Origin of the sequence: Pseudoselenomonas ruminis (assembly GCF_008271295.1) — a bacterium.
Lineage (GTDB): Bacteria > Bacillota > Negativicutes > Selenomonadales > Selenomonadaceae > Selenomonas_A > Selenomonas_A ruminis.
On sequence record NZ_VTOY01000001.1, the window covers coordinates 359,818 to 382,665 of the forward strand.

The following is a 22,848-nucleotide window of genomic DNA, read 5'->3' on the forward strand; positions in this document are numbered from 1 at the left end:
GGAGTGCCTCATTGCAGTTGCAATGGGGCGCTTTGCTTTGTATACTTATGGATGGATATCAGTAACAGGAGGAGTATAATATGTTAGGAATTCAATGTTATGCGATTTTTTGGCTGCTGATAAGCGGCTATGCTTTGCAGACATTGCTGGCCCATACCGGCCCCGATATCGATGAAGAAGAGCGGAAGCAGTGGCAGGATGAGATTGAGTCCATGGGAAAATTTTTCTCGGGAAAAAGCATTGGCCGGGTGTTTTTGCTGATGTCTGTGACGCTGCTGGCAATTGACGGGCTCGGATTCTTTTTCACGTATCAATACGCGGAGCTTCGCCCTTGGCAGCAGTGGGCGTTTTATTTTGTGGCCGGGGCGCTGATTGTCGATTCGCTGGTGGATTTTTATCGCATGCGCAAAATCATGGCGGCAGATGAGCCGGACGAAATCGCGGACCGCATGACCGAATATATGGATGCAACATCGGCCTGGATGAGTTTGTCGATGATTGTTGTCAGCGGGAAGTGCCTGCTTGCCGTGGTGCTGGTTTTGTGGACCGTTTTCCGCTAAGCACTGGGAAGGCTTGAAATCATTGAAATCCCATAGTAAAATAAATAAGATATGAACAAATAGGGGGCGCTATGATGGGCGAAGAATTAATCGAGAAGAAAGTCAGCAGTGAAGATATTTTTGATGGTACGTTGCTTCATGTCAAGCGCGACACGGTTACGCTTCCCAATGGCAATCAAGCAACGCGCGAATGGATTTCGCATCCGGGAGCATCGTCGATACTTCCGCTTACACCGGAGGGCGAAGTGATTCTGGTTCGTCAGTATCGTTATCCTATCGGCAAGATTACGTTGGAGGTTCCGGCAGGGAAACTTGATGCGCCGGACGAAGATCCGTTAGTTTGTGCCAAGCGCGAGCTTTCGGAGGAAACCGGCTACGAAGCCAAAACGATTACTAAGCTTTCGACGATTGCGACGACGGTTGGTTTTTCGAATGAATACATTCACATGTATATGGCTGAAGGTCTTACGCCGGGAAAACAGCATCCCGATGAAGATGAGTTCATCAATGTGGTGAAGATGCCCCTCAAAGAGGCTGTGGCGATGGTGCTTGACGGAAGGATTTGTGATGCCAAGTCGGCCGCATCAATTCTATTGGTGGAACGCCGCCTGCGAGAGAAACAGGAAAAATAAAACCCATAATTATGGAGGAATGAGATGTTTGATTTTAATCTGATGTATATTGTGGCTGGACTGCCAGGTCTGATTATTGCCATGGTCGTTCATGAGTATGCTCATGCGCAGGTAGCCGTTTGGTTGGGCGATTTTACGCCGCGTATGATGGGACGGTTGACGCTTGACCCGCGTGCCCATGTCGATCCAATCGGTATGATTATGTTGTTAGTAGCTCATTTTGGCTGGGCTAAGCCGGTTATGATAAACCCTCATAATTTTAAAGAGCCGCGCCGTGATGATATCTTGGTGTCATTGGCTGGCCCGGTGGCTAATCTTATAACAGCGTTTATAGCTTTGCTTTTTTTGTGTATTTTGAGCAGTCAGATACATGACAAAGGGGGGATACTCGTCTTCAAGCTTATAACTGAGTATAACATCTGTTTTGCCATTTTCAATCTGATCCCGCTGCCACCGCTGGATGGTTCCCATGTTTTAAAACAGCTTTTGCCTCGTGACTTAGCTTATCATTTTGAATCTTTGGAACGATATAGTTTTATCCTATTGATTCTAATTTTGATACTGCCAATACCTAGGTTGATTTTGCTACCTATGATGCAATATATATTGGATTTCTTCTATTCCATTATAGTTTTTTTATTTTAAGGATTTATTTTGGATATGGAGGATTACAAAGTAAAGATAGATGCCTTTGAAGGCCCGATGGACCTTTTGATGCATCTGATTGAAAAGAATAAGATTGATATTTATGACATACCGATTGCCGAGCTTACGCGGCAGTATGTTGAATATCTTGATCGTTTCCGCGAATTCAATATCGAGATTGCCAGTTCATTTTTGGTCATGGCCGCAACGCTTCTGCAGATCAAGTCGCGGATGATGCTGCCAAAACCGGAGAAAAACGAGGAAGGGGAAGAAGAAGACCCGCGCCTCGAACTGGTTGCGCGCATTTTGGAATACCGCAAGTTTAAACAGGTCAGCGGTGTCTTAGGCGATATGGCAGGCGTACAGGAGCGATTTGTGAGCCGTGAGCCCATGGAGCTTCCGGTTCATCATCTGCCGCCCGGAAATCTGTCGCTAAAACTTTTAGTCGAAGCGTTTCACACGGTTTTATCGGTCAAACAGGAATTATCGATTCCGAAGGCTTTGGTAACACCGGAGACGTTTAGCATCAAGGACAAGATGGCCGATATCCTGTCCTTGCTTGCGCGAAGCCATGGCCGGCTGTTATTTTCCGAAGCGTTTGAGACGGGCACGCGCAATGAACTCATCGTAACGTTTTTGGCACTGCTTGAGCTTATGAAGTTAAAGACTGTTACCGTGAAACAGCAGCGCGCGTTTGCGGAAATCTATATATGTACCCGGGAGGAAAAAGAAGATGACTGAACCGGCACAGCGGCTGGATATTACGGAACTCGGCATGCTTGAGGCCGTTCTTTTTGCCGCAGGCAATCCGATGTCGGCGGCGGAACTTGCCCGCATCCTGCAGCTTGATGTTTTGGGAACGCAAAATCTGCTGCAGGAGCTTTCGCAGGCACTCGATGCCAGACGAAGCGGACTGACCATACGGCAGGTCGCCGGCGGCTATCAGATGGCGACGCGTCCCGAAGCGTTTACCGTAGTAGAACGCCTGACCGAAGTCGTGGACCGTAAAATTTCGGCACCGACGATGGAGACACTTTCCATCATCGCGTTCAAGCAGCCGATAACCAAGGCCGAAGTCGAGCAGATCCGCGGCGTTCGCGTCGAACGTGCCCTGCAAAAGCTCATGGAACTTGAGCTCATTGCCGAAGTGGGGCGCAAGGCGGTAATCGGCCGGCCTATCCTGTATGGAACGACGGATACATTCCTTCGTTGTTTCGGCATTAATTCCCTGGAGGATTTGCCGGACCTGCCTACGACCGAAGAGGCAGCAGCTGGCCTTGATGCCGAGCAGATGGAATTATTTAACGAAGTCCGTCAGCTGCAGGAAACAGAGCAGACAGAAGACAGCGATTCAACAGAGAATCAGGAAGAGTCCTAAACTCTTTTCAGGAGGAAATGGAATTGGTAGAATTATTGGCACCGGCAGGCAGCCGCGAAGCGCTTATTGCGGCTGTCGAAAGTGGTGCGAATGCAGTATATCTGGCGGGGAACATGTTTGGTGCCCGCGCCTATGCAAATAATTTTGATGAGGATGGCCTGCGCTGGGCCATCCGTTTTGCACACCTGCGGGGTGTGCTTATTAATGTTACCGTAAATACGATTGTCAGCGATGAAGAAATCCCGGCAGTTCGTGACTATCTGCGCTTCCTTTACGAAGCAGGGGCTGATGCGATACTGGTACAGGATTTGGGCGTGGCGAAACTCGCGCGGGAGACTGTGCCGGATTTGCCGCTTCATTCGAGCACACAAATGACCGTTCATAGTCTGGAAGGCGTTTTGGCGCTGCAAAGCCTGGGCTTTACGCGAGTCGTGCTGTCGCGTGAATTATCGCTCAAGGAAATACGTCACATCTGTGCGAACTGCAGCGTGGAGATTGAAGTCTTCATGCATGGCGCGCTCTGTGTCTGCTATTCTGGCCAGTGCCTCATGAGCAGCATGATTGGCGGCCGCAGCGGCAATCGTGGCCGTTGTGCGCAGCCCTGCCGTCTGCCCTATACGCTGGTCGACGAAAACGGAGACGATGTGCTCGGAAGCCAGGCGGGAAACTATCTGCTTTCGCCGCGTGACCTCAATACGATTGATATTATTCCCGAACTTATCGATGCCGGTGTGGCGTCGCTTAAAATCGAAGGCCGCATGAAGCGCCCCGAATATGTTGCGACTGTAGTCGGAACGTATCGCGGTGCCATCGACACCTATTATGCGGGCGAGGGCTATAAGGTATCGGAACAGTCGCGCGACAATCTGGCGCAGATTTTCAACCGCGACTTTACGACGGCGTTCTTGCTCAATCGTCCGGGCAAAAATATGATGAGCGACCGGCGTCCGAACAACCGCGGGCTGCTCATTGGCCGCGTCAGCGGTTATGATTGGGACAAACGGATTGTGACGGTAAAGCTCAGTGGCACGCTAAGCCTTGGCGACCAGGTGGATTTCTGGGTAAAAGTTGGCGGACGCGTTACGGCAACGATTCAGGAACTTTGGGATGCCAAAGGCAGGAATATCGAAAGCGGCGCAGCTGGCGATACGGTATCCTTTGCGATTCCTTCGGCAGTCCGTGACCACGACCGCGTATTTAAGGTCTATGATGCGAGTCTCATGGAAGCCGGCAAGGAAATGTATGCTTCGGGGGCGCCCGTGCGCCGCATTCCGATTTCGGCCACGGTTACCGCGGCGATTGGCAAACCGCTGACCATCCTGCTCGATGATGGCAAGGGGCACAAGACCAGTGCGTCAACAGAATTTATTGGTGAACTGGCGCGGAAACGGCCGCTTACGGAAGAGACGGTTCAAAAGCAAATCAATCGGCTCGGTACTTCGGTTTACGAGCTCGAATCGCTTACGATTACGATTGATGGCGAAGTCATGATTCCCATGAGTGAAATCAACGAAGCCCGCCGTAAAGCGGTGGAACAGCTTGACGAACTTCGCCTGGCGGAGTTCCGTTATCCAAAACGCCAGCTGGAAGCCTTACAGGAAACACGGCCGCTGCCGGCGAAAACGGCCAGCTTGATGGTTGCCGTTGATTCCGTCGCGAAGCTGAAAGCTGCGATTGACAGCGGTGCCGATGGCATTCTCTTTGGCGGTGAATCCTACGCGCATAAGGCGATTGCCCTTGAAGATTACCAGCAGGCCTGGAACCTTGCGAAAGCGGCCAAGGTGCGCATCGACTTTAACCTTCCGCGCATCATCAAAGAGAATCATCAAAAATCCATCGAAAAACTGCTTGTGGCATGGCAGGAGACGTGTCCGCCCGATGCGGTTCATGTTCATAATATCGGTGCATTGGCGCTGGTAAAACGCCTGACTAAGCTTCCGGTTCATGCGGATTATTCATTGATTTCCTATAATAAAAATACGCTGGCATTTCTCAGGGAATACGGAGTGGCGGAAGCTACGCTTTCGCCCGAGCTCAATCTCAAGCAAATCCAGGAGATTGCCAAGGAAAGTGCATTGCCGCTTACCTGCATTGTCCACGGACGGCTGGAACTTATGATTTCGGAATACTGTGTGACGGGCAGTTTCTTGGGCGGCGTCGATGGCGGCGCTTGCACTCAGCCATGCACGAAAGGGCATTACGCTTTAAAGGACCGCAAAGAAGCCAGATTCCCCTTAGTCATGGATCAGTACTGCCACATGCACGTACTGAACAGCAAGTGCCTGTCGATGTTGCCCCATGCCATGAAATTTGCGCCCATGGGCATAGCGATGCGCATAGAGGCCAAAGCCATGACTGAAGGCGAAATTCGCCATATCGTCAAAGCCTATCGCAAAGCCATGAAACTTCCGTCTGAACTTGACGAAGCGCAGGAGGCCTGGGTAAAAGAACAGGAAGGCAGCGAAATCACACGAGGTCACTATTACCGGGGAGTTCTTTGATAAATGGAAAACGAATCGTTTAAAATATTAGAATACGAAAAAATCACGGAGATGCTGGCGGAGCGGGCAGGGTCTTCGCTGGGGAAGGAAAAGGCACGGGATCTTTACCCGAGCTCGGATTTTAGCGAAATCAGCGAATGGCTGCAGGAGACGGAGGAAGCCGTTACGGTCTATGCGATGACGGCGCCGCCACTCGGCGGGATTCGTGATATCCGCCCCATGCTGGCGAAGTCGGGAAAAGGTGCCGTGCTGGATTTAGCCGAATTGCAGGAGGTCATGAGTACCCTTTATGCCATGCGCACGGTAAAGCGTTTCTTCCGCGACTTGGAGATGGAAGTACCCGTGCTCAAAGAATGGGCGCATTCCATCGAAATCCTCGGCCAGCTCGAGCGCAATCTTTCGCTGACAATTGATGAGCACGGCAATATGCGCGAAGATGCCAGTGTGGAACTTCGCCGCATCCGCCGGGAACTCAAGAGTTCGCAGGTGCGCATCAAAGACAAGATTAACGGCATTCTTCATGACGCGCAGTATCAGAAGATGTTTCAGGATGCGATTGTCACCGTTCGCGATGAGCGTTATGTAATTCCGGTTAAGGCGGAATACCGCACGCATTTCCCTGGCCTTATCCATGATCAGTCAGCCAGCGGGTCAACACTTTTCATCGAACCGATGGCTGTGGTCGAACTCAACAACGATGTAAAACAGCTGATGCTGGCTGAGCAGCAGGAAGTACAGCGCATCCTGCGCCAATTGTCGCAGGAAATCAGCCGCGAAAGCGAGCCGCTCACGGCCAATTGTGAAATTCTCCGCGATATTGACTTTGCCTTTGCCAAGGCAAAGCTTGCGCGTGATATGGAGGCGGTAAAGCCGCTTATCAATGAAGAGGGGCGCACGGTGCTGAAGAACGCGCGTCATCCGCTGATCCCGCGGGACAAGGTCGTGCCGACGAGCATTACGCTCGGCGAAGATTATCGCATGCTGCTCATAACGGGACCAAATACCGGCGGTAAGACCGTCAGCATGAAGACGCTCGGCCTCATGGTCCTGATGGCCCAATCAGGCTGTTATCTGCCAGTCGATGCGGATTCAGAGATTGCCGTTTACCAGAATCTTTATGCCGATATCGGCGATGAGCAGAGTATCGAGCAAAGTCTTTCGACGTTTTCAGCGCACATGACGCATATCGTCCGGATTCTCGATAAGGTCGAGAGCGACGATTTGCTGCTGCTCGATGAGCTTGGTGCTGGAACGGACCCGGAAGAAGGTGCGGCTCTGGCAATGTCGATATTGGAACGGCTGCTTGATGTCAAGGCAACGACCGTAGCTACGACGCATTACTCGGAACTCAAGACGTTTGCCTACACGCGGGAGGGGATTGAAAACGCCTGCGTGGAATTTGATGTTGAGACGCTGCGGCCCACATACCGGCTGCTCATCGGCATCCCAGGCGCCAGCAATGCCTTTGCCATCAGCCAGCGGTTGGGGCTTTCGGAGTCGCTCATCTTGCGGGCAAAGCAGCTCGTCAAGGCGGACCATGCGCAGTTTGAACATGTCATCAATCAGCTCGAAAGCGAAAAGATGATGTATGAGCAGATGAATGCCGAGATTCGCGAGCGCCAGCAGCGGGTTACGCAATTGGAACTGAAGCTGCAAAATGCCAAGAGTGAACTTTCAAAGCAAAAGGGCGAAATCATTCGCAAGGCCAAGGAAAAGAGTGCGGCGATGATCCGCCAGACGCGCCGCGAGTCGGAAGCAGTCATCAAGGACCTCAAGGAGCAGTTTGATGATCAGGGCATTCGCGCCCGTCAGCAGGCAATTGCCGAAGCCCGCGCGAAAATCAATGAGGCATCGGAGAAGGCAAGACCTGGCATTATGGCCCAGAAGGGCGTTGGCCAGAAAATTGATGTCAAAAAACTTCTGCCAGGGGATGTAATCTATGTCAAGAAGCTGGACCAGAAGGGAACGGTCATCGAAGTGCAGGGCAAAGAACTGACCGTTCAGCTCGGCAGCCTTCGCACTAAAGTCAAGGCTTCGGGCTGCACGTTCCTGTCTCATGCCGAAAAGGAAAAGCCGCAGCCGATGATGAGCGGCAAGAAGCGAAGCACACAGTCGGGGTCGTTTCTGCAGAAGACGCAGAACATCGGCCGGGATATTGACATCCGTGGCATGATGGTCGACGAAGCCGAAATGACGCTGGGAAAATTCATTGACGATGCGGTGATTGCGGGGCTTACTCAGGTTCTCATCATTCACGGCAAGGGAACGGGTGCCCTTCGCAAAGGGGTTCATGCGTATCTGAAACGTCATCGCAACGTTTCAAGTTTCCAGTTTGCCGATATTAATGAAGGCGGAACCGGTGCTACGGTGGTAGCGTTGAAATAAGGATATTTTTTCGGGCTGTTGATTTCATAGACGATGCATTCGTTTTGTGTTAAAATGAAACAGTATAAATTTAAGGAGGCAGCTCATGGATAGACATTCAAATACGAGCCGTCAAAAACGTCCCACACAAAAAGGCAGCAGCACCGCGAAACGCGTGTTTCTGGGATTAGGATTGGTTTTACTGGTCATGGTTACCGGAATTGGCTGTGGTTTTTTGACTGCCAGTATGAATACGAAGCCGGATTTAGCAAATGATATTCTGCCACCGGCATCATCGCAGATTTATGATATTAATGGCAACGAGATTGCCAATGTTCACGCGGCGGAGAACCGGCGCCCCGTTAAGATTCAGCAGGTTCCTAAGGACCTTCAGAATGCTTTCGTGGCCGTCGAGGACAATCGCTTCTATGAACATAATGGCGTAGACCCGCGCGGTATCTTGCGTGCACTTTACGCCAATATTCGCGGCCGCGGCGTATCAGAGGGTGGTTCGACAATCACCCAGCAGCTTGCGAAGAACGCGTACCTCACGCAGGAACGTACGATGACGCGCAAAATCCAGGAAGTATTTCTGGCAATCCAGCTCGAGCGTCAGTACACGAAACAGGAAATCCTGGAAATGTACATGAACCAGATTTACTTTGGTCAGGGTGCTTACGGCGTTCAGGCGGCGGCACAGACCTATTTCGGCAAAAATGTCGAAGACCTGACGCTTAGCGAATGCGCAATACTGGCTGGTATTCCGAAGAGCCCGAATTATTATTCGCCGATGAATAATATGGAGGCGGCTATGGAGCGCAAGGCAGTTGTACTCGACCAGCTCGAAAAATACGGCTATATCAATAGCAGCGCAGCCGCTAAAGCTAAAAAGGAAAAACTCAACATTGTCAAACCGGTCAAGAAGAAAGAGACTTCGGAGGCGTCCTATTTCATTGAATATGTGACGCAGGTTCTCATCGATAAATACGGTGCGGATGCAGTCTACAAAGAAGGTTTGAAAATCTATACGACCATCGACATGGATATGCAGCGGGCAGCGGAAGCCGCTATGAAGAACTTGCCGGATATCAAGGTCGATGCCAATAAGATTCAGCAGCCGCAGGGTGCATTGGTGGCAATTGACCCGCACAATGGTTATGTGAAGGCCATGGTGGGCGGCCGCGGTACGGATCAGTTCAATCGTGCGACGATGGCTGTCCGTCAGCCGGGTTCGGCCTTTAAACCGTTTGTCTTCGCTGCTGCGCTCGAGGATAAATTCACGCCGAGCACCATCATCGATGACAGCCCGATTAACATCGATGGCTGGCGTCCGCAGAATGACAGCGGCCATTTCAGTGGCAAAGTCACCATGCGTGATGTTGCCCGCTTCTCGATGAACGTACCGACGGTTAAGATTGCGCAGAAACTCGGTATCGATAAGCCGATTTACTATGCACAGGAAATGGGTATCTCGACGTTTGTACTTGATGGCCCGCAAAACGACCGCACGCTGTCGACGGCTTTGGGCGGTTTGACCAAGGGCGTAACGCCGATGGAGCTTACGAGCGCTTACTGCACGTTTGCCAATAAGGGCGTTCATGTCGACCCGGTTGTCATTGTCAAGGTATTGGACCGCAATGGCAAGGTGCTCGAGCAGGCTGAGGTAAAACAGCGCAGCGTAATCAGTGAAAGCAGTGCATCCGAACTTACGGATATGCTCGAAGGCGTTATCAAAAAGGGCGGTACGGGTTCTCGTGCCAATATCGGCCGCCCGGCAGCTGGTAAGACTGGTACGACCAGCAATTATCACGATGCCTGGTTCGTCGGCTACACGCCAGATTTGGTTTGCGGTGTCTGGGTCGGCAACGATGATAACACGGCCATGAACGGTGTTATGGGTGGCCAGCTGCCAGCGCAAATTTGGAAAAACTTTATGGAAAAGGCACTGGCACAGACCCCTGCCAAGAATTTTGACGGTTCGGCCGCTAGTAAACACGATAGCATCGGCGAACTGGAAAACGACAAGAAGACGGAAGTCAAGAAGAAAGGCGAGAACAAGAAAGACGCCAAGGATGCCAAGAATGGCAAGCAGAATCCGAGCAAAGCAGTCCCGGGACCGGGCGGTGCAAATGGCGGCGATTCGCAGTCGATGCCGGACGCAGTTGCTCCTGAGCCGGGCGGCGGCATCTCCAAATCCCGCAACTAATTGATATTTCGTTTACAGGTGACCTCAAAGGAGAGAGTTTGTTGGCAAATGTATTTGACACTTTAAAAGAACGTGGATTTATTGCGCAGTGCACGAACGAAGCAGAACTGCGTGAACTATTTGATAAAGAGAAGGTCACATTCTATATTGGTTTTGACCCGACGGCTGACAGCCTGCATGCCGGTCATTTTATCGCCTTGATGGCGATGGCCCACATGCAGCGTGCCGGACATCGTCCCATTTGTTTGGTCGGTGGCGGCACCGGCACGATTGGCGACCCGACGGGCCGCACGGATATGCGCAAAATGCTGACGGATGAAGACATCGAGCATAACTGCGAATGCTTTAAGAAGCAGATTGCCCGCTTCATCGACTTCAGCGATGGCAAGGCCATCATGGTCAACAATGGCGATTGGCTTCGCAAGCTCAACTACATCGACTTGCTTCGCGATGTCGGTGCCTGCTTTACGGTCAACCGCATGCTGGCAGCAGAATGCTATAAGCAGCGTTGGGAAAAGGGCCTGACGTTCCTCGAGTTCAACTATATGGTCATGCAGGGCTATGATTTCCTCGAACTCAACCGCCGTTATGGCTGCAAACTCGAGATGGGTGGCGATGACCAGTGGTCGAACATCATTGCCGGTGTCGAGCTCAACCGCCGCAAGAACAACACGGCTGTCTATGGCTTGACGAATAAGCTCTTAACCAAGAGCGATGGCAAGAAGATGGGCAAGACGGCTGGCGGTGCTCTCTGGCTTGATGCGGAAAAGACGAGCCCGTACGAGTTCTATCAGTACTGGCGCAATGTCGATGACGCTGACGTTGAAAAGTGCCTGTCACTTTTGACGTTCCTGCCGATGGACGAAGTACGCCGTCTCGGTGCACTGCAGGATTCGGCTATCAATGAAGCCAAGAAAGTCCTGGCCTATGAAGTCACAAAGATTGTTCATGGCGAACAGGCCGCAGAAGATGCCAAGAAAGCTGCTGAGGCTATGTTTGGTGGTTCGGGTGCTGGCGCCAACATTCCAGAAGTTCCGGCATCTGTTGGTACGAAACTGCTTGATGTCATGGCAGCTGGCAAAATCGTTGCTTCCAAGAGCGAGGGCCGCCGCCTGATTCAGCAGAATGGTGTGGCGCTCAACGATGTCAAAGTTTCCGATGTTGATTATGTATTGACAGATGAAGACTTTAAGGATGGCGAGGCTATTCTCAAGAAGGGCAAGAAAAAATATTATAAGCTCGTAAAATAATTCATATCCTGTCGGTTTAATGCAATTAATGCGCTAAGCCGGCAGGAATTTTTTTTCTGGCAGCGAATACGAAAGTAAGATGTTTTGACAACAGGTTGGCCAGACGGTTACATAAGTAACGGTTGTTGTCAAGAAAAATATTGCTTGTTTGCTTATTTTCATTTATAATATAAGTAGCAAGAGATATTCTAAAACTTAATAGCGGAATCGAAAGCGTTACAGTCATGCGATGGCTGAGCCAGCAAGGGAACACCTTAATCCTATCCAGGGATTAGGGATTCGCTGGTTTGTAGTGGATTTTGAATCTTCCCTGCCTATGGCAGGAGGGTGCGAAGCGTGGAAACTTGGTACTCATAAGAGGATAATGAAGCGACAAACGAAAGAGGCGAGAAAAATGAAAAGCTGGCGGCGGATGGTTTCCCTGCTGGCATTCGCGCTCCTCGTTTTCGCAGTTTCGCCGGCGTCGGCAGCAAATCTCGATAGCGAGATTTTGCATTATGTGAACGCAGTTCGCATCAGTGCAGGTGTAGCCCCGATGACGTTGGATAATGAGCTTACGGCAGCATCGGTTGTTCGTGCCGAAGAGTCGATGGTTCGTTTTGCTCATCAGCGTCCAGATGGCCGCGAAGTTAAATCGGTTTTAGAGAATAGCGCATCTTATTCCTGGTTCGGTGAGAACCTGGCAGTTAGCAAATCGGATGATGCAGAAGCAATCGTTCGTGCATGGATGAATTCGCCGACGCATCGTGCCAACTTACTCAATCGCCATTATACGAAAATGGGCGTTTCCTGCAAAAAAGCAGCCGATGGCCGCTATTATGTAGCACAGGAGATGGCATGCAATTAATGGGATGAGTTTGCTGACGAAATCTATATCTACGGGAATGTTTTGGCCAACGGCTGGGACATTCCTTTTTTGTTTACGTAAAGTGAGGGATGACTGATGGCAGGAAAAGTATTGACTGGCAGGAAAGCCGCTGTGGGAATAATAATAGCGCTCACTGCCTGGAGTGAGACGGCTATGGGAGCACCAGCCGTAGTTCCTCCGCTCGATGCGGGTACCTTGTCCAGCGACGAACGAAACAACGCGGTAGAACTCCCAGGTTTGGGCGATGGCAGTGCTGCGATAGCGGTCCCCGAACAGGAAAAGCCGGAGCTCTCCATGGCGGGCGAGGTAAAGATTAATGTCACTGGCTTTCGGATAACCGGCCAGGACATTTATGCGGAAAAGGATTTGCAGCAGCTGTTAAAAGAATATCAGGGACGCATGGTGGCGTTTAAAGAGCTGCAGGCGGGGGCCGACAAACTCACGGCGTATTTTCGCCAGCATGGTTATTTGATGGCGCGGGCCTATTTGCCCGCGCAAAAAATCAATAACGGCATTGTAGAGTACACAATTGTCGTGGGCAGGCTCGGAACGGTCAAAGTCGAGAACAAAACCAAAATTCACGATTACATCGTGAACCGGGAGCTTGGTTTCATGAAACCAGGCGAATATTTGAACCGGAAAAAATTGGAACGGGCGGTTTGGCTTTTATCGGATTTGGCGGGCGCTAATGCGCGCGCCAAATTATCTCCAGGCGAGCAGTACGGTACGGTCAACGTGCAGATTGAATTGGCGCCGCACAAAGGAAAATGCGGCGCAATAACTGGCGATAATTATGGCAATCGCTATACCAATTACAATACCTATGGCCTGTCGTATGATATTTTAAATCCCGAACACGAAGGCGGGCAGCTGGCAGTGGCTGGCAATATGACGGGTGAGGAATTGTACAGCTATAATGTCAACTATTCGCTGCCCGTGCTGCACGATGGCTGGAAAGCATCACTGGGGTATAACATGTTATCGTATCATCTGGGGGATATCTATCGCCCGCTGGAGGCCTATGGAACATCGCGGACGCTTACGGCGGGCTTGGAATATGCGATGGTGCGGAGCCAGTACCGGAATGTTTATGCCGGGCTTCATTATGAACATACTACGCTGGCCGATGAAATCCGGGTTACGGATTCCTGTGTCCGCAAGTACAGCCATGGCGTGGTGGCGTCGCTATACGGCGAGCAGCCAGTGAGCAGAGGCGTTTCCAGCTGGCGTATGGATTACAAATGGGGAACTTTGGGGTTCCGCGATGAAGCTGGACGGACGCAGGATAAGCTGGCACAAACTGCTGGGACATTCCATAAAATGCGGCTGAATTGGCAGCACTTTGAGCGGCTGCCCCATAAATTCAATTTGCTGTTATCGGCCCGGGGGCAAGTGGCAAGCCATAATCTCGATTCTTCGGAACACTTTTCGCTGGGCGGGGCAACGGGCGTGCGGGCTTATCCGGCCAGTGAAGCTTCTGGCGATACAGGGTATTTACTGCGGGCAGAACTTCGTTACCCGGTATGGCAAAAGGATAAAAATCAAGTTCAGCTGGCGGGATTCTTCGACCATGGCGGCGTAAAGATAGAACGTCATCATCAGGGCAATGGAGAAAATTACCGGTGCTTGCAGGGGGCTGGCATCGGCGCGTTGCTTACGCGTTCGGATGAGTGTTTCCTGCGGGTTGATTACGCTTGGCCAATCGGTGCTGAGCAGCCGCGTAACGACCGTCATAATTCCAGCGGTCATCTTTGGCTTCGCGGCGGTATTTATTTTTAAGAAAACTCTTATAATAGAATTAGAAAGAAATTAAAACGCTTCGATTTCAGAAAATAGACTTAACTTTTGGATGGTTTTTACGATATAATATATGTAGTAGGATACTTTATCGACTTATGGTGAAGGAGGGGAGGGCCTATGAAAACTTCACGGAGGAAGACATGGCATTTGGCATTAGCTGTGGGGCTTACGGTTTCTACTTTTTCGTTTGCTAATGTAGAAGCGGCTCCGGAAGGCGGTAAAGTTCGGTCGGGTAAGGCCGAAATCAGCAGGGATGATCACACATTAGTTGTGGACCAGCAGACGCGGCATGTGGCCTTGGATTGGCAGAAATTTGACATCGACCAAGGAGAAACGGTGGAATTTCGGCAGCAGGCCCATGATATTGCCGTAAATCGCGTGATAAGCAACAAGGCTTCGGAGATTTATGGCAACTTAAAAGCCGGTGGCAGTGTCTTTTTGATTAATCCCAACGGAATCCTATTTGGCCAAGGGGCACAAATTGACACGGGCAGTCTGGTGGCTTCAACGGCTAAGGTAGATGACCGTTTCATGACGAGCTTTGGTGAGGGCGTGGAGGCAATCACCTTGAAGCTCGATGAAACATCGACGGGACACATTGTTAATGCTGCGGATATCAAGGCCCAGGGTGGTTTAGTGGCCTTGCATGCATCCGTAGTGCAGAACACGGGAAGCATTGAAAATGCAGGCGGCCAGGTGGCATTAAGTGCGGTGAAAAATCTGGATCTTTCTATCGACACCGCGGGAAAACTGAACTTTACTGCTAGTGGGGAAGCAGCTCAGGCCCATGTCCTCAATAGTGGAACCATTAATGCTGCAGGTGGACGGGTGATTATGACGGCTAAGAGCGCTGGCGATATGCTCAGCGAAGTGGTCAATCATTCGGGAATTGTTGAGGCAAAGAACCTTAGTGTCAATGACCGCGGCGAGATAATCTTAGATGGTGGCAGCCATGGTCAGGTAAATGTTTCCGGTACCCTTGACGTGTCGGGATTGGAAAAAGGAGCAAACGGCGGCATCATTCGCGTACTTGGTGAGGATACCAATATCGAAGCTGCGGCTGTGCTGAAAGCTGTTGGTCAGGGCAATGGCGGCTTGATTGAAACCTCTGGCGATGTTTTGCGTGTGGATACGCAGGCGGTAATCGATGCGGCGGGCCTTACGGGAAAGGCAGGCGAGTGGTTTATTGATCCGGTAGATATCATTATCAGCAACGAGGCCCCAGCGGGTTACACCGATATCACCCCTGGAAGCAGTGACGTAGTTTCCACGGTGCAAAACTATAACAGCGAAAGTGAAGCGGATGAGGAAAAACACAGTTATCTTAGTGCCGATTATATCAGCTGGCGATTGAGCAATGGAACCAGTGTTAGAATTCAGGCCTTGGACGCCAATCATAATGATCCTAAGGGGCAGATTTATTCGCTGGGGATTTCCAATATTGCGGTAAATGCACCCATTGAGAAATCCGTTTCGAAAATGAATGGCATTGCGGCTGCCTATGGTTTGGAAAACAGTGAGGCAACCCTAACCTTGCAGGCACAGCAAAATGTCATAGTCAACGCTCCGATTACGGCGACGGCGGGCAAGCTGAATGTTAATCTGCATGCTGATACTGACGGTGATGCCAAAGGTATGGTTATCATTAACCGCGATATTACGACCAATGGCGGCGACTTCACTGCTGGCTGCGGCGAGACGATAGACGCTGGCCGCGTGGGAACTTATTTTGGACATGCCAATGATGAAAAAGATGCTGAGGGAAATTACCCCGTGGATGGGGACCGCAGAATCGTAACCAATGGCGGTAAAGCATCCCTTTATGGAGATGTGGCGCTAGGCCTTAACAAAGGAAAATTGGTAATCGACACGACTACCGTGGATGGCAGTGGTGGCGATATCCATATTGGCGGCAACGTGGATTCAGCAAATTCCTACCGGTTATTTGCCAACCCTATCGTAGGACCAACATTGCAAAATTCGGTGAAGAATGACCCGGAACTCAAGCGTATTGCAGGGATTTACTATGAAAATTACTTAAAGAGTTACGTTTGGAAATCCTTTGAACAGCTGACGCCTGAAGAACGCGCCGAAATCGAAGCAAGATGCTTTATGGATTATGAAAAAATCAATAATGCTCCCCTGCCTACAGGGGATGCTGCTACTGAATTGGTAAGGACATATTATAAAGATCACGTGAAACTTGGCCTGAATGGCGCGGTTAACGATATAACCTATGAAGCAAAAGATTTTAATCAGTTGAACGATAAAGAATATACTCAGTTAGCAAAGCATATTCTCACGAACTGGGCCTATAACAGAACGATAAATCATGAATCCATCCTGACGCGTTGGGAATTGGCGGAGATAGCTGCCCGCGAAGGCACTGCTGGTGGTTCGGCGATTGGCGATAAATATTTGGCGACGATTACCACCGAACTAGAAAACTGGATTGTTGGCTCGCTTATGGCGGGCAATCCAAATGAAGCATTAATCGGTGGCAAGACGGATGTCGTTGGCCAAGAGGTCACAGCAGGGCGAGAATTTTACTGGGTAACGGGGCCGGAAGGCGAAGCCAATGATGGAAAGGGTACGCTGTTCTTTACGACAACTGGTAAGGGACAGGGTATCGTAGCGGAAAATATGTACCAGGGCTGGTCCCACGATCCGAAGCATGGCAATAAACCCTTTAATGAACCGAATAACGATAGCGTTATTGACCAGCCGTTTGTGGGTGTAAACTGGAAAGCAGACGCCGGTTGGGCCGATGTCAACAATCAGTGCAGCAACGTCATCGGTTTCATTCAGGAAACCAATACGGAGCATTCGGCTATGTCGCTTCAGGGCGGCAGTGGCGCGGTAAATATTGGTGGCAATATCGGCAAATCGGTACATTTAAGCGATTTGCAGGTGACTACCGCGGGAAAAGTCACCGTTGGTGGTGGTGTCAACCTGTCGGCTGGTGCCAATGCGAACGCTGACCCGACACTAATAAATTCGGACCGTTATACGGGTTTGGTGAATACCGATAACACGGTAACCCTACAAGGCGGTGCGGGGGTGACCATCGGGGACCGCATTACGACAACCAGTGGCGATGTGCAGGTAGATTCGGCCGGTGTGGTTAAACTAGCTGGCATAACCGCTGGTGGAAAAGTCAAGGTAGCAACCGATGGGATTGCAAGCAGCATTAATCTTAGCCATAACATTCAGTCGGCATCGGCGGCAACGGATGCCGTAATCCTCGATGCAGGCAGTGGCAGCTTTGTGAACACATCTACGGAAGCTGCGGGCATTGTCACGGGAACAGGTGGTAAATGGAAGGTTTACTCTGGTTCGCCGGCAGCAAATGACTTTGGCAGCAACTTAAACAGCGATACCTATGCCCTTTGGAATCGCGGTTCTGATGCCTATAGTTACACTCAAGTGGAAGATGAAGCCGAGACGGGACGCTATATCTTCAAGTATCAGCCCACCGTTACCTTAACGGCGGCGAATATGGAGAAAATATATGGCGAGACCCTAAGTGGTGCTTCGGAGTGGCAGGCAGAGGCAGAGACGACGCAGTATGCAGCCTTCACAGAAAATGCCGTGATAAACACGGCCAAGGTTGCTGGCGTGGCTTCAAGTATCGGCTTTGCCGCCACGGCTGACCGCACGAGTGGTGTGGCCGCTGCTGCGGATGGCTATAACGCCATTTATGCCATTAACCTGGATGTGAATGACAGTTCCTTTGTCAATACCAATGCCTATCAAAATGGTTATCAGGCGGCTGCGGGAAATGGAGCAACGCTTACCATCAACAAGCGCAGTGTACCCATTTGGGTAAATCTTTCGACCACCTATGGTTCGGCGGATTATGCCGTTTCCCTTGAGGCGGTTGCCGATGATGGTCAGGGGCATGGTTTGGTGAATGGGGCATCCTTGAGCAATCCAACCTTTCACTTCGATGAGGATTACGCGGATCAAATTCCAGCAGGGGGCACGACTCCTGCTGTGGGGACTTATACGGATGTAGTCCATTTTACTGGCGCAGCCTATGAGAACCCCAACGATGCGGCCAATTATGAATTTGAACCAGAGCTTGGCAAGACCACCGTTGCTCCTCATGAAATCGTGTTGAATTTGACCGGTCAAGGAGAAAGTTTTGACTCGTCAAATGTTGAGGTACTAGGACAGGATTACAGCGGTCAGTGGGTAAATGGCGATACGGCAACTACCATGCCAACTTTGGCTTATTTGCTAGGGACAGCGAAAAGTGAAGATACCTATTCCATTTATCTTTCCGCAGATGATACGGTGCTCAATTCGGGGGATGTAGTGGGAAATTATCGCTTTAAGTATGACGGCGTATACAAAATCACGCCGCCAACGGTGATTAATTCCCAGCCAGCAGCCGAAGTCGATACGGTAGTCGTTGACCCCAATGAGACGCTGCCAATCGATTTAAACGGGCTTGATGAGATGAAGATGGTGGTAAATCCCCAAGTGATTCCTGAGGATGAAGTAACCAATCCACCGATTCTGCCAGATTTGGAGGAACTCGTAACGGAACCGGCGGATACCAAAGTAGAGCGGCCGCAGCTAGACTATGCAGAAGGCGCTTTGCAGGCGGGTACAGCAGGTTATGAGTCTGTACCAGCAAATAAAGCAAATCCGGTGGAGCAAGTCCTCGGTTTGACCACGGCCCAACTGCCGGTGGGAAAAGTCAAGAATGGACAAGTGATCCCGGACGGTACTTATGCCTTGGATGTACAACCGAATAGCGTAACCATGAGCCCGGTAGAGCGACAACTGGCAATTCCCAAGACTAGTGTTGCCAAACAGAAGCGTGAATATACCAAGGCGATTCCGCTAACCGATGATAGCGCAACCTTTACGATTTGCTATGATGGTTCGATTTTGGGAATCCATCCGGCTGACAGCCGCGCGGAGCAGGCAGTGCAGCGAGGCGAAGCAAGTCATAATGTGGATGTTATGGCAAAAGCTTTGCATGTTGCCTTTAGTGAAATGGGATTGGAACTTGAGGATTTGGATGCGATTTATGTGTATCTTTCCTAAATAGTACTGCTTTGCGTACGTAGAGCTCCACCAATGATGGTGGAGCTCTATTATTTGACGAAGACTTTGAAACGTAGTATACTAAACCAGTTAGTACAGAATCAATTCCTCCTGTACCCAGGAGGAAAAACATAAGAAAAAGGAGCGGTGTTCCTCATGTCAGGACATTCTAAATGGGCAAATATCAAACGTAAAAAGGGCGCAAACGACGCAATCCGCGGTGCACTCACGACGAAAATCGGCCGTGAGATCACGATTGCAGTTCGCATGGGCGGCAGCGACCCGACGGGCAACATGCGTCTGAAACTTGCTCTTTCGAAGGCAAAAGCCAACAACATCCCGAAAGACAACATCAAACGTGCTATCCAGAAGGGCGAGGGCACGACGGAAGGTGCAAACTACGAAGAGCTGACTTATGAGGGCTATGGCCCGGCTGGTACGGCTGTCATGCTCGATATCCTCACGGATAACCGCAACCGTACGGCTGCAGATGTCCGCCACCTGTTCTCGAAACACGGCGGCAACTTGGGCCAGGATGGCTGCGTTGGCTGGATGTTCCAGAAGAAGGCCATCTTCGTGGTGGAAAAAGAGACCTTTGCAGATGAAGATGCCTTGATGGAAATCGTTCTCGAGGCCGGCGCTGATGACATGAAGGACGAAGGCGAAGTCTTTGAGATTACGGCTGAGCCGGATGCTTACGATGATATTGAGGCAGCACTTGAGGCCAAAGGTATCGAGACGGCATCGTCGGAAATCACGATGGTTCCGGACAACACAGTCAAACTCTCGGGCGAAGATGCAGAGAAGATGCAGAAACTCGAGGATGCTCTCGAAGAGAATGACGACGTTCAGAACGTCTACAGCAACTACGAAATCGAAGAGTAATCGATACACGGATAAAAATGGGCTCAAACGATGAGCCCATTTTCTTATCGCGAGAGGAGAACTTATGTTAGCTTTAGGCATTGACCCGGGAACGGCAATCTGCGGTTATGGCTTTGTCGAATCAAAAGGCAGCCGCCTGATTCCGCACGCCTATGGTTCAATCTTTACAACGCCGAATATGAAGATGGAAGACCGGCTGCTCAAGATTCATACCGAACTTGATGCGTTGATAAAAAAATATAAACCGGACGTCATGGGCGTCGAGAAACTCTTCTTCAACCGCAACGTCACGACGGCAATCCCCGTCGGTCAGGCGCGCGGCGTGGTACTCTTGGCGGCGGCGCAGAACAACCTGCGGCTCGTCGAGCGGACGCCAATGCAAATCAAGCAGGACGTCACGGGCTATGGCAAAGCGACGAAACAGCAAGTCATCTACATGGTAACCAAGCTCCTGCATCTGCCCGAGCCGCCGAAACCAGATGACACGGCCGATGCCCTGGCCATCGCTATCTGTACGACCTATTGCATGAATGACGCCGTCTGGCGGAACCAGTTATAACGAAGCGGACAACATCATAATTCATAACGCGGAAGAAGATGTCTCCCACCTCTATAGGTGGCGAGTTCCTTGTTTACTAACAGGCGGTGAGCCAATATCTCCCGCCTCGTTGAAACGCCGTTGTTCCTTTTTATGATAAAATTACGGCAGGAGGTGCTGGCATGAAGAAGGTGCGGATAACTGTCATGCGGAAGGCTTGTTACCCGGATTTGATGGAGAAGTATGAAAATCCTATTGAGCATGCCTGCGATATTGAGGCAGGAGCCGTGTTCATTGCCAATGGCTGGCAAAGGCCCGAGGGGTTGTGTGTGAGTGCCTGGGAGACCATGTCTCCTTTTGTCATGGGATTGGCACATGGAGCGGAGAATTTATACGATGGCTGGATGAAGAATCCACGGTCAGCGATGATTTCCTGTAATGACGGCTTCCGGCCGGTAAGTTTTCTGCTTGAAACAATGGATGAGGATGCAAACTGAGCATTGGTTGGACGCGAATGGGAAACGCTGGATAAGTATGGGAGGAATAAAATGAAAGCAGCCATAGTTTTTGATTCGAGGACGCATACGACTGAGAAGGCCGCAGCCTTTATCGCTGAGGGACTGAAATCCATTGGCGAAATCGAGGTAAGATGCTTCAATATCGATGATGCAGATTTTGCGTATATCCAGCAGTCTCAGCTGGTAGTTTTTGGCTCGCCAACGTATATGGCTTCTGTTACCGCGAAAATGAAAAGCTGGCTGGAGAGCAATGCAGGCAAGCTGAAACTGGCAGGCAAGCTCGGTGGCGCTTATGCCACGGAGCAGTATATCCACGGAGGCGCGGAAAATGCCATCCAGGAAATGCTGGTATTCATGATGGTCATGGGGATGATGACCTACTCTGGCGGCTCTGCCTGCGGCAAGCCCGTAATTCATCTGGGGCCGGTGGGAATGAGCCAGGATATTGAGAGTTTCAAGGAATTGTTTATGACTTATGGTCAGCGGATGGGGGAGCAGTTGCTTAAACTATTATAAAACTAACGGCGTCTCGTACTTGTAGAAGTATGAGACGCCGTTTAGTTATCGTTTATTTAGTGAATGGCCTTTAAAATCCAAAGGATGAAGTAGGTAAGGCCGCCTGCAATCAACGGACCGACCGCTACGCCGTGAAATAATAGGACGCCTGCCATCGTGCCGATAATCAGCGCGGGGATGACATCGGGACTGTTCTGCAAAAGTTCAACGCCGCCGCCGCCAGCCACCGCTGCCAAAAGACCTGCTACGATAGCGATGATTCCCGCATGGGTGCGGAATGCATCGAGCATGGACTGAATCGTAATCGTACCATTGGCAATCGGCACCAGAATCGCCGCCGTCAAAATGATGATACCCCAGTTGAGTCCCTGCGAGCCCAAAGCGTTCAGTGCCGTTGTAAGACCGAGAATCTTCAGACCTAATACAATCGCTGTCGCATAAAATACCGTCATATTATGGCCGATATAACTAAGCAGCAGCACCGCGCCTAAGGTGATATATTCGATATACAAATCGTTCAGCTCCTTTTGTGAATTACTATATCATTATACACGGAGATGGGGGATATGGAAACCATTAGAGGAAACTTCCTAATTTGAAAATAAAATAGTATAATTAGTTTCAAGAGATGAGTGTGGAGGCAACAATTGTAAATGTATACGATAGATTATAGATTTTGGAAAGAAATACTGGAGAAGAAGATTATCATCGCGTTTTGACGCGTTTGCAAGCGGCACTTTCGAAAGAACCAGATGCTGATGATATGTATTTAGATGCTACGATTCAGCGGTTTGAGTTTTGTTTTGAACTAGCTTGGAAACTGATGAAGGCTTGTTTGGATTATGAAGGTATAGAAGTTAGCAGCCCTCGTTCTAGTATCCGCGAAGGCTGGAAACAGGGGATGATATCTGATGCGGAAGCTTGGCTGGATATGCAGGAGAAAAGAAATTTATCGTCGCATACCTACAATGAATCGACAGCTTTGGAGGTTTATCGGCTGATAAAAGATAAATATGTGGCGTTATTGCTGGCTTGGGATGAGGAGGCTCAGCGACGTTTGGAATTTGACATGTCAATTTGACTTGTCAAGAATGGGGCTGACCGGTCAAATTTGACTGGTCAGCTT

Annotated in this window: 18 protein-coding genes; 17 read left to right on the forward strand and 1 reads right to left on the reverse strand. The window is 50.4% G+C overall.

Features of this window, described 5'->3' with window-relative positions; translation table 11 throughout:
- Positions 1–80 precede the first annotated feature (80 nt).
- From FZ040_RS01520 to FZ040_RS01595, 16 genes are all read left to right on the forward strand, one after another.
- Complete coding sequence (locus tag FZ040_RS01520; RefSeq protein ID WP_149170373.1) at positions 81–560, forward strand: hypothetical protein; 480 nt, start codon at positions 81–83, stop codon at positions 558–560.
- A gap of 74 nt (positions 561–634) precedes the next feature.
- Complete coding sequence (locus FZ040_RS01525) at positions 635–1,192, forward strand: NUDIX domain-containing protein (RefSeq protein WP_149170374.1); 558 nt, start codon at positions 635–637, stop codon at positions 1,190–1,192.
- Between the two features lie 24 nt (positions 1,193–1,216).
- Positions 1,217–1,837, forward strand: coding sequence for a site-2 protease family protein (locus FZ040_RS01530; protein ID WP_149170375.1), 621 nt, complete (start codon positions 1,217–1,219; stop codon positions 1,835–1,837).
- 15 nt (positions 1,838–1,852) lie between these two features.
- On the forward strand, positions 1,853–2,578 hold the full coding sequence (locus FZ040_RS01535) for a segregation and condensation protein A (protein ID WP_149170376.1): 726 nt from the start codon (positions 1,853–1,855) through the stop codon (positions 2,576–2,578).
- On the forward strand, positions 2,571–3,215 hold the full coding sequence (gene scpB, locus FZ040_RS01540; RefSeq protein ID WP_149170377.1) for an SMC-Scp complex subunit ScpB: 645 nt from the start codon (positions 2,571–2,573) through the stop codon (positions 3,213–3,215). Before FZ040_RS01535 ends, scpB begins: the two co-directional genes overlap by 8 nt.
- A 17-nt stretch (positions 3,216–3,232) precedes the next feature.
- Positions 3,233–5,716 carry a U32 family peptidase gene (locus FZ040_RS01545; RefSeq protein ID WP_187620202.1) on the forward strand — a complete coding sequence of 828 codons (2,484 nt, stop codon included), beginning with the start codon at positions 3,233–3,235 and terminating at the stop codon, positions 5,714–5,716.
- A gap of 3 nt (positions 5,717–5,719) precedes the next feature.
- Positions 5,720–8,101 (forward strand): endonuclease MutS2, encoded by a 2,382-nt coding sequence (locus tag FZ040_RS01550; protein WP_149170379.1) that lies wholly within the window; start codon positions 5,720–5,722, stop codon positions 8,099–8,101.
- A gap of 85 nt (positions 8,102–8,186) precedes the next feature.
- Entirely contained in the window at positions 8,187–10,286 is a 2,100-nt protein-coding gene (locus FZ040_RS01555) for a transglycosylase domain-containing protein (protein ID WP_149170380.1), read from the forward strand.
- Between the two features lie 41 nt (positions 10,287–10,327).
- Positions 10,328–11,536 carry a tyrosine--tRNA ligase gene (gene tyrS / locus FZ040_RS01560; protein WP_149170381.1) on the forward strand — a complete coding sequence of 403 codons (1,209 nt, stop codon included), beginning with the start codon at positions 10,328–10,330 and terminating at the stop codon, positions 11,534–11,536.
- Positions 11,537–11,930: 394 nt separating this feature from the next.
- Entirely contained in the window at positions 11,931–12,383 is a 453-nt protein-coding gene (locus FZ040_RS01565; protein WP_187620203.1) for a CAP domain-containing protein, read from the forward strand.
- Between the two features lie 96 nt (positions 12,384–12,479).
- A complete protein-coding gene (locus tag FZ040_RS01570; protein ID WP_149170383.1) occupies positions 12,480–14,183 on the forward strand; it encodes a ShlB/FhaC/HecB family hemolysin secretion/activation protein in 1,704 nt (567 codons plus the stop codon).
- A 138-nt stretch (positions 14,184–14,321) separates the two neighbouring features.
- Positions 14,322–19,265 (forward strand): two-partner secretion domain-containing protein, encoded by a 4,944-nt coding sequence (locus tag FZ040_RS01575; protein ID WP_149170384.1) that lies wholly within the window; start codon positions 14,322–14,324, stop codon positions 19,263–19,265.
- Positions 19,266–19,421: 156 nt separating this feature from the next.
- Positions 19,422–20,150 carry a YebC/PmpR family DNA-binding transcriptional regulator gene (locus tag FZ040_RS01580; protein WP_033169410.1) on the forward strand — a complete coding sequence of 243 codons (729 nt, stop codon included), beginning with the start codon at positions 19,422–19,424 and terminating at the stop codon, positions 20,148–20,150.
- A gap of 64 nt (positions 20,151–20,214) precedes the next feature.
- The gene (gene ruvC / locus FZ040_RS01585) at positions 20,215–20,709 is read left to right on the forward strand and encodes a crossover junction endodeoxyribonuclease RuvC (protein ID WP_074514909.1); all 495 of its coding nucleotides are present in this window, start codon (positions 20,215–20,217) and stop codon (positions 20,707–20,709) included.
- 161 nt (positions 20,710–20,870) lie between these two features.
- Entirely contained in the window at positions 20,871–21,185 is a 315-nt protein-coding gene (locus FZ040_RS01590; protein ID WP_149170385.1) for a TIGR04076 family protein, read from the forward strand.
- 51 nt (positions 21,186–21,236) lie between these two features.
- Positions 21,237–21,722 carry a flavodoxin family protein gene (locus tag FZ040_RS01595; protein ID WP_149170386.1) on the forward strand — a complete coding sequence of 162 codons (486 nt, stop codon included), beginning with the start codon at positions 21,237–21,239 and terminating at the stop codon, positions 21,720–21,722.
- Positions 21,723–21,778: 56 nt separating this feature from the next.
- On the opposite strand, the gene FZ040_RS01600 is transcribed toward FZ040_RS01595, so the two are convergent.
- On the reverse strand, positions 21,779–22,234 hold the full coding sequence (locus FZ040_RS01600; protein ID WP_149170387.1) for a DUF441 domain-containing protein: 456 nt from the start codon (positions 22,232–22,234) through the stop codon (positions 21,779–21,781).
- A 164-nt stretch (positions 22,235–22,398) separates the two neighbouring features.
- Between FZ040_RS01600 and FZ040_RS01605 the strand changes: the two genes are divergently transcribed.
- Positions 22,399–22,803: a nucleotidyltransferase substrate binding protein gene (locus FZ040_RS01605; RefSeq protein WP_149170388.1), complete on the forward strand. Its 405-nt coding sequence runs from the start codon at positions 22,399–22,401 to the stop codon at positions 22,801–22,803.
- Positions 22,804–22,848 lie beyond the last annotated feature (45 nt).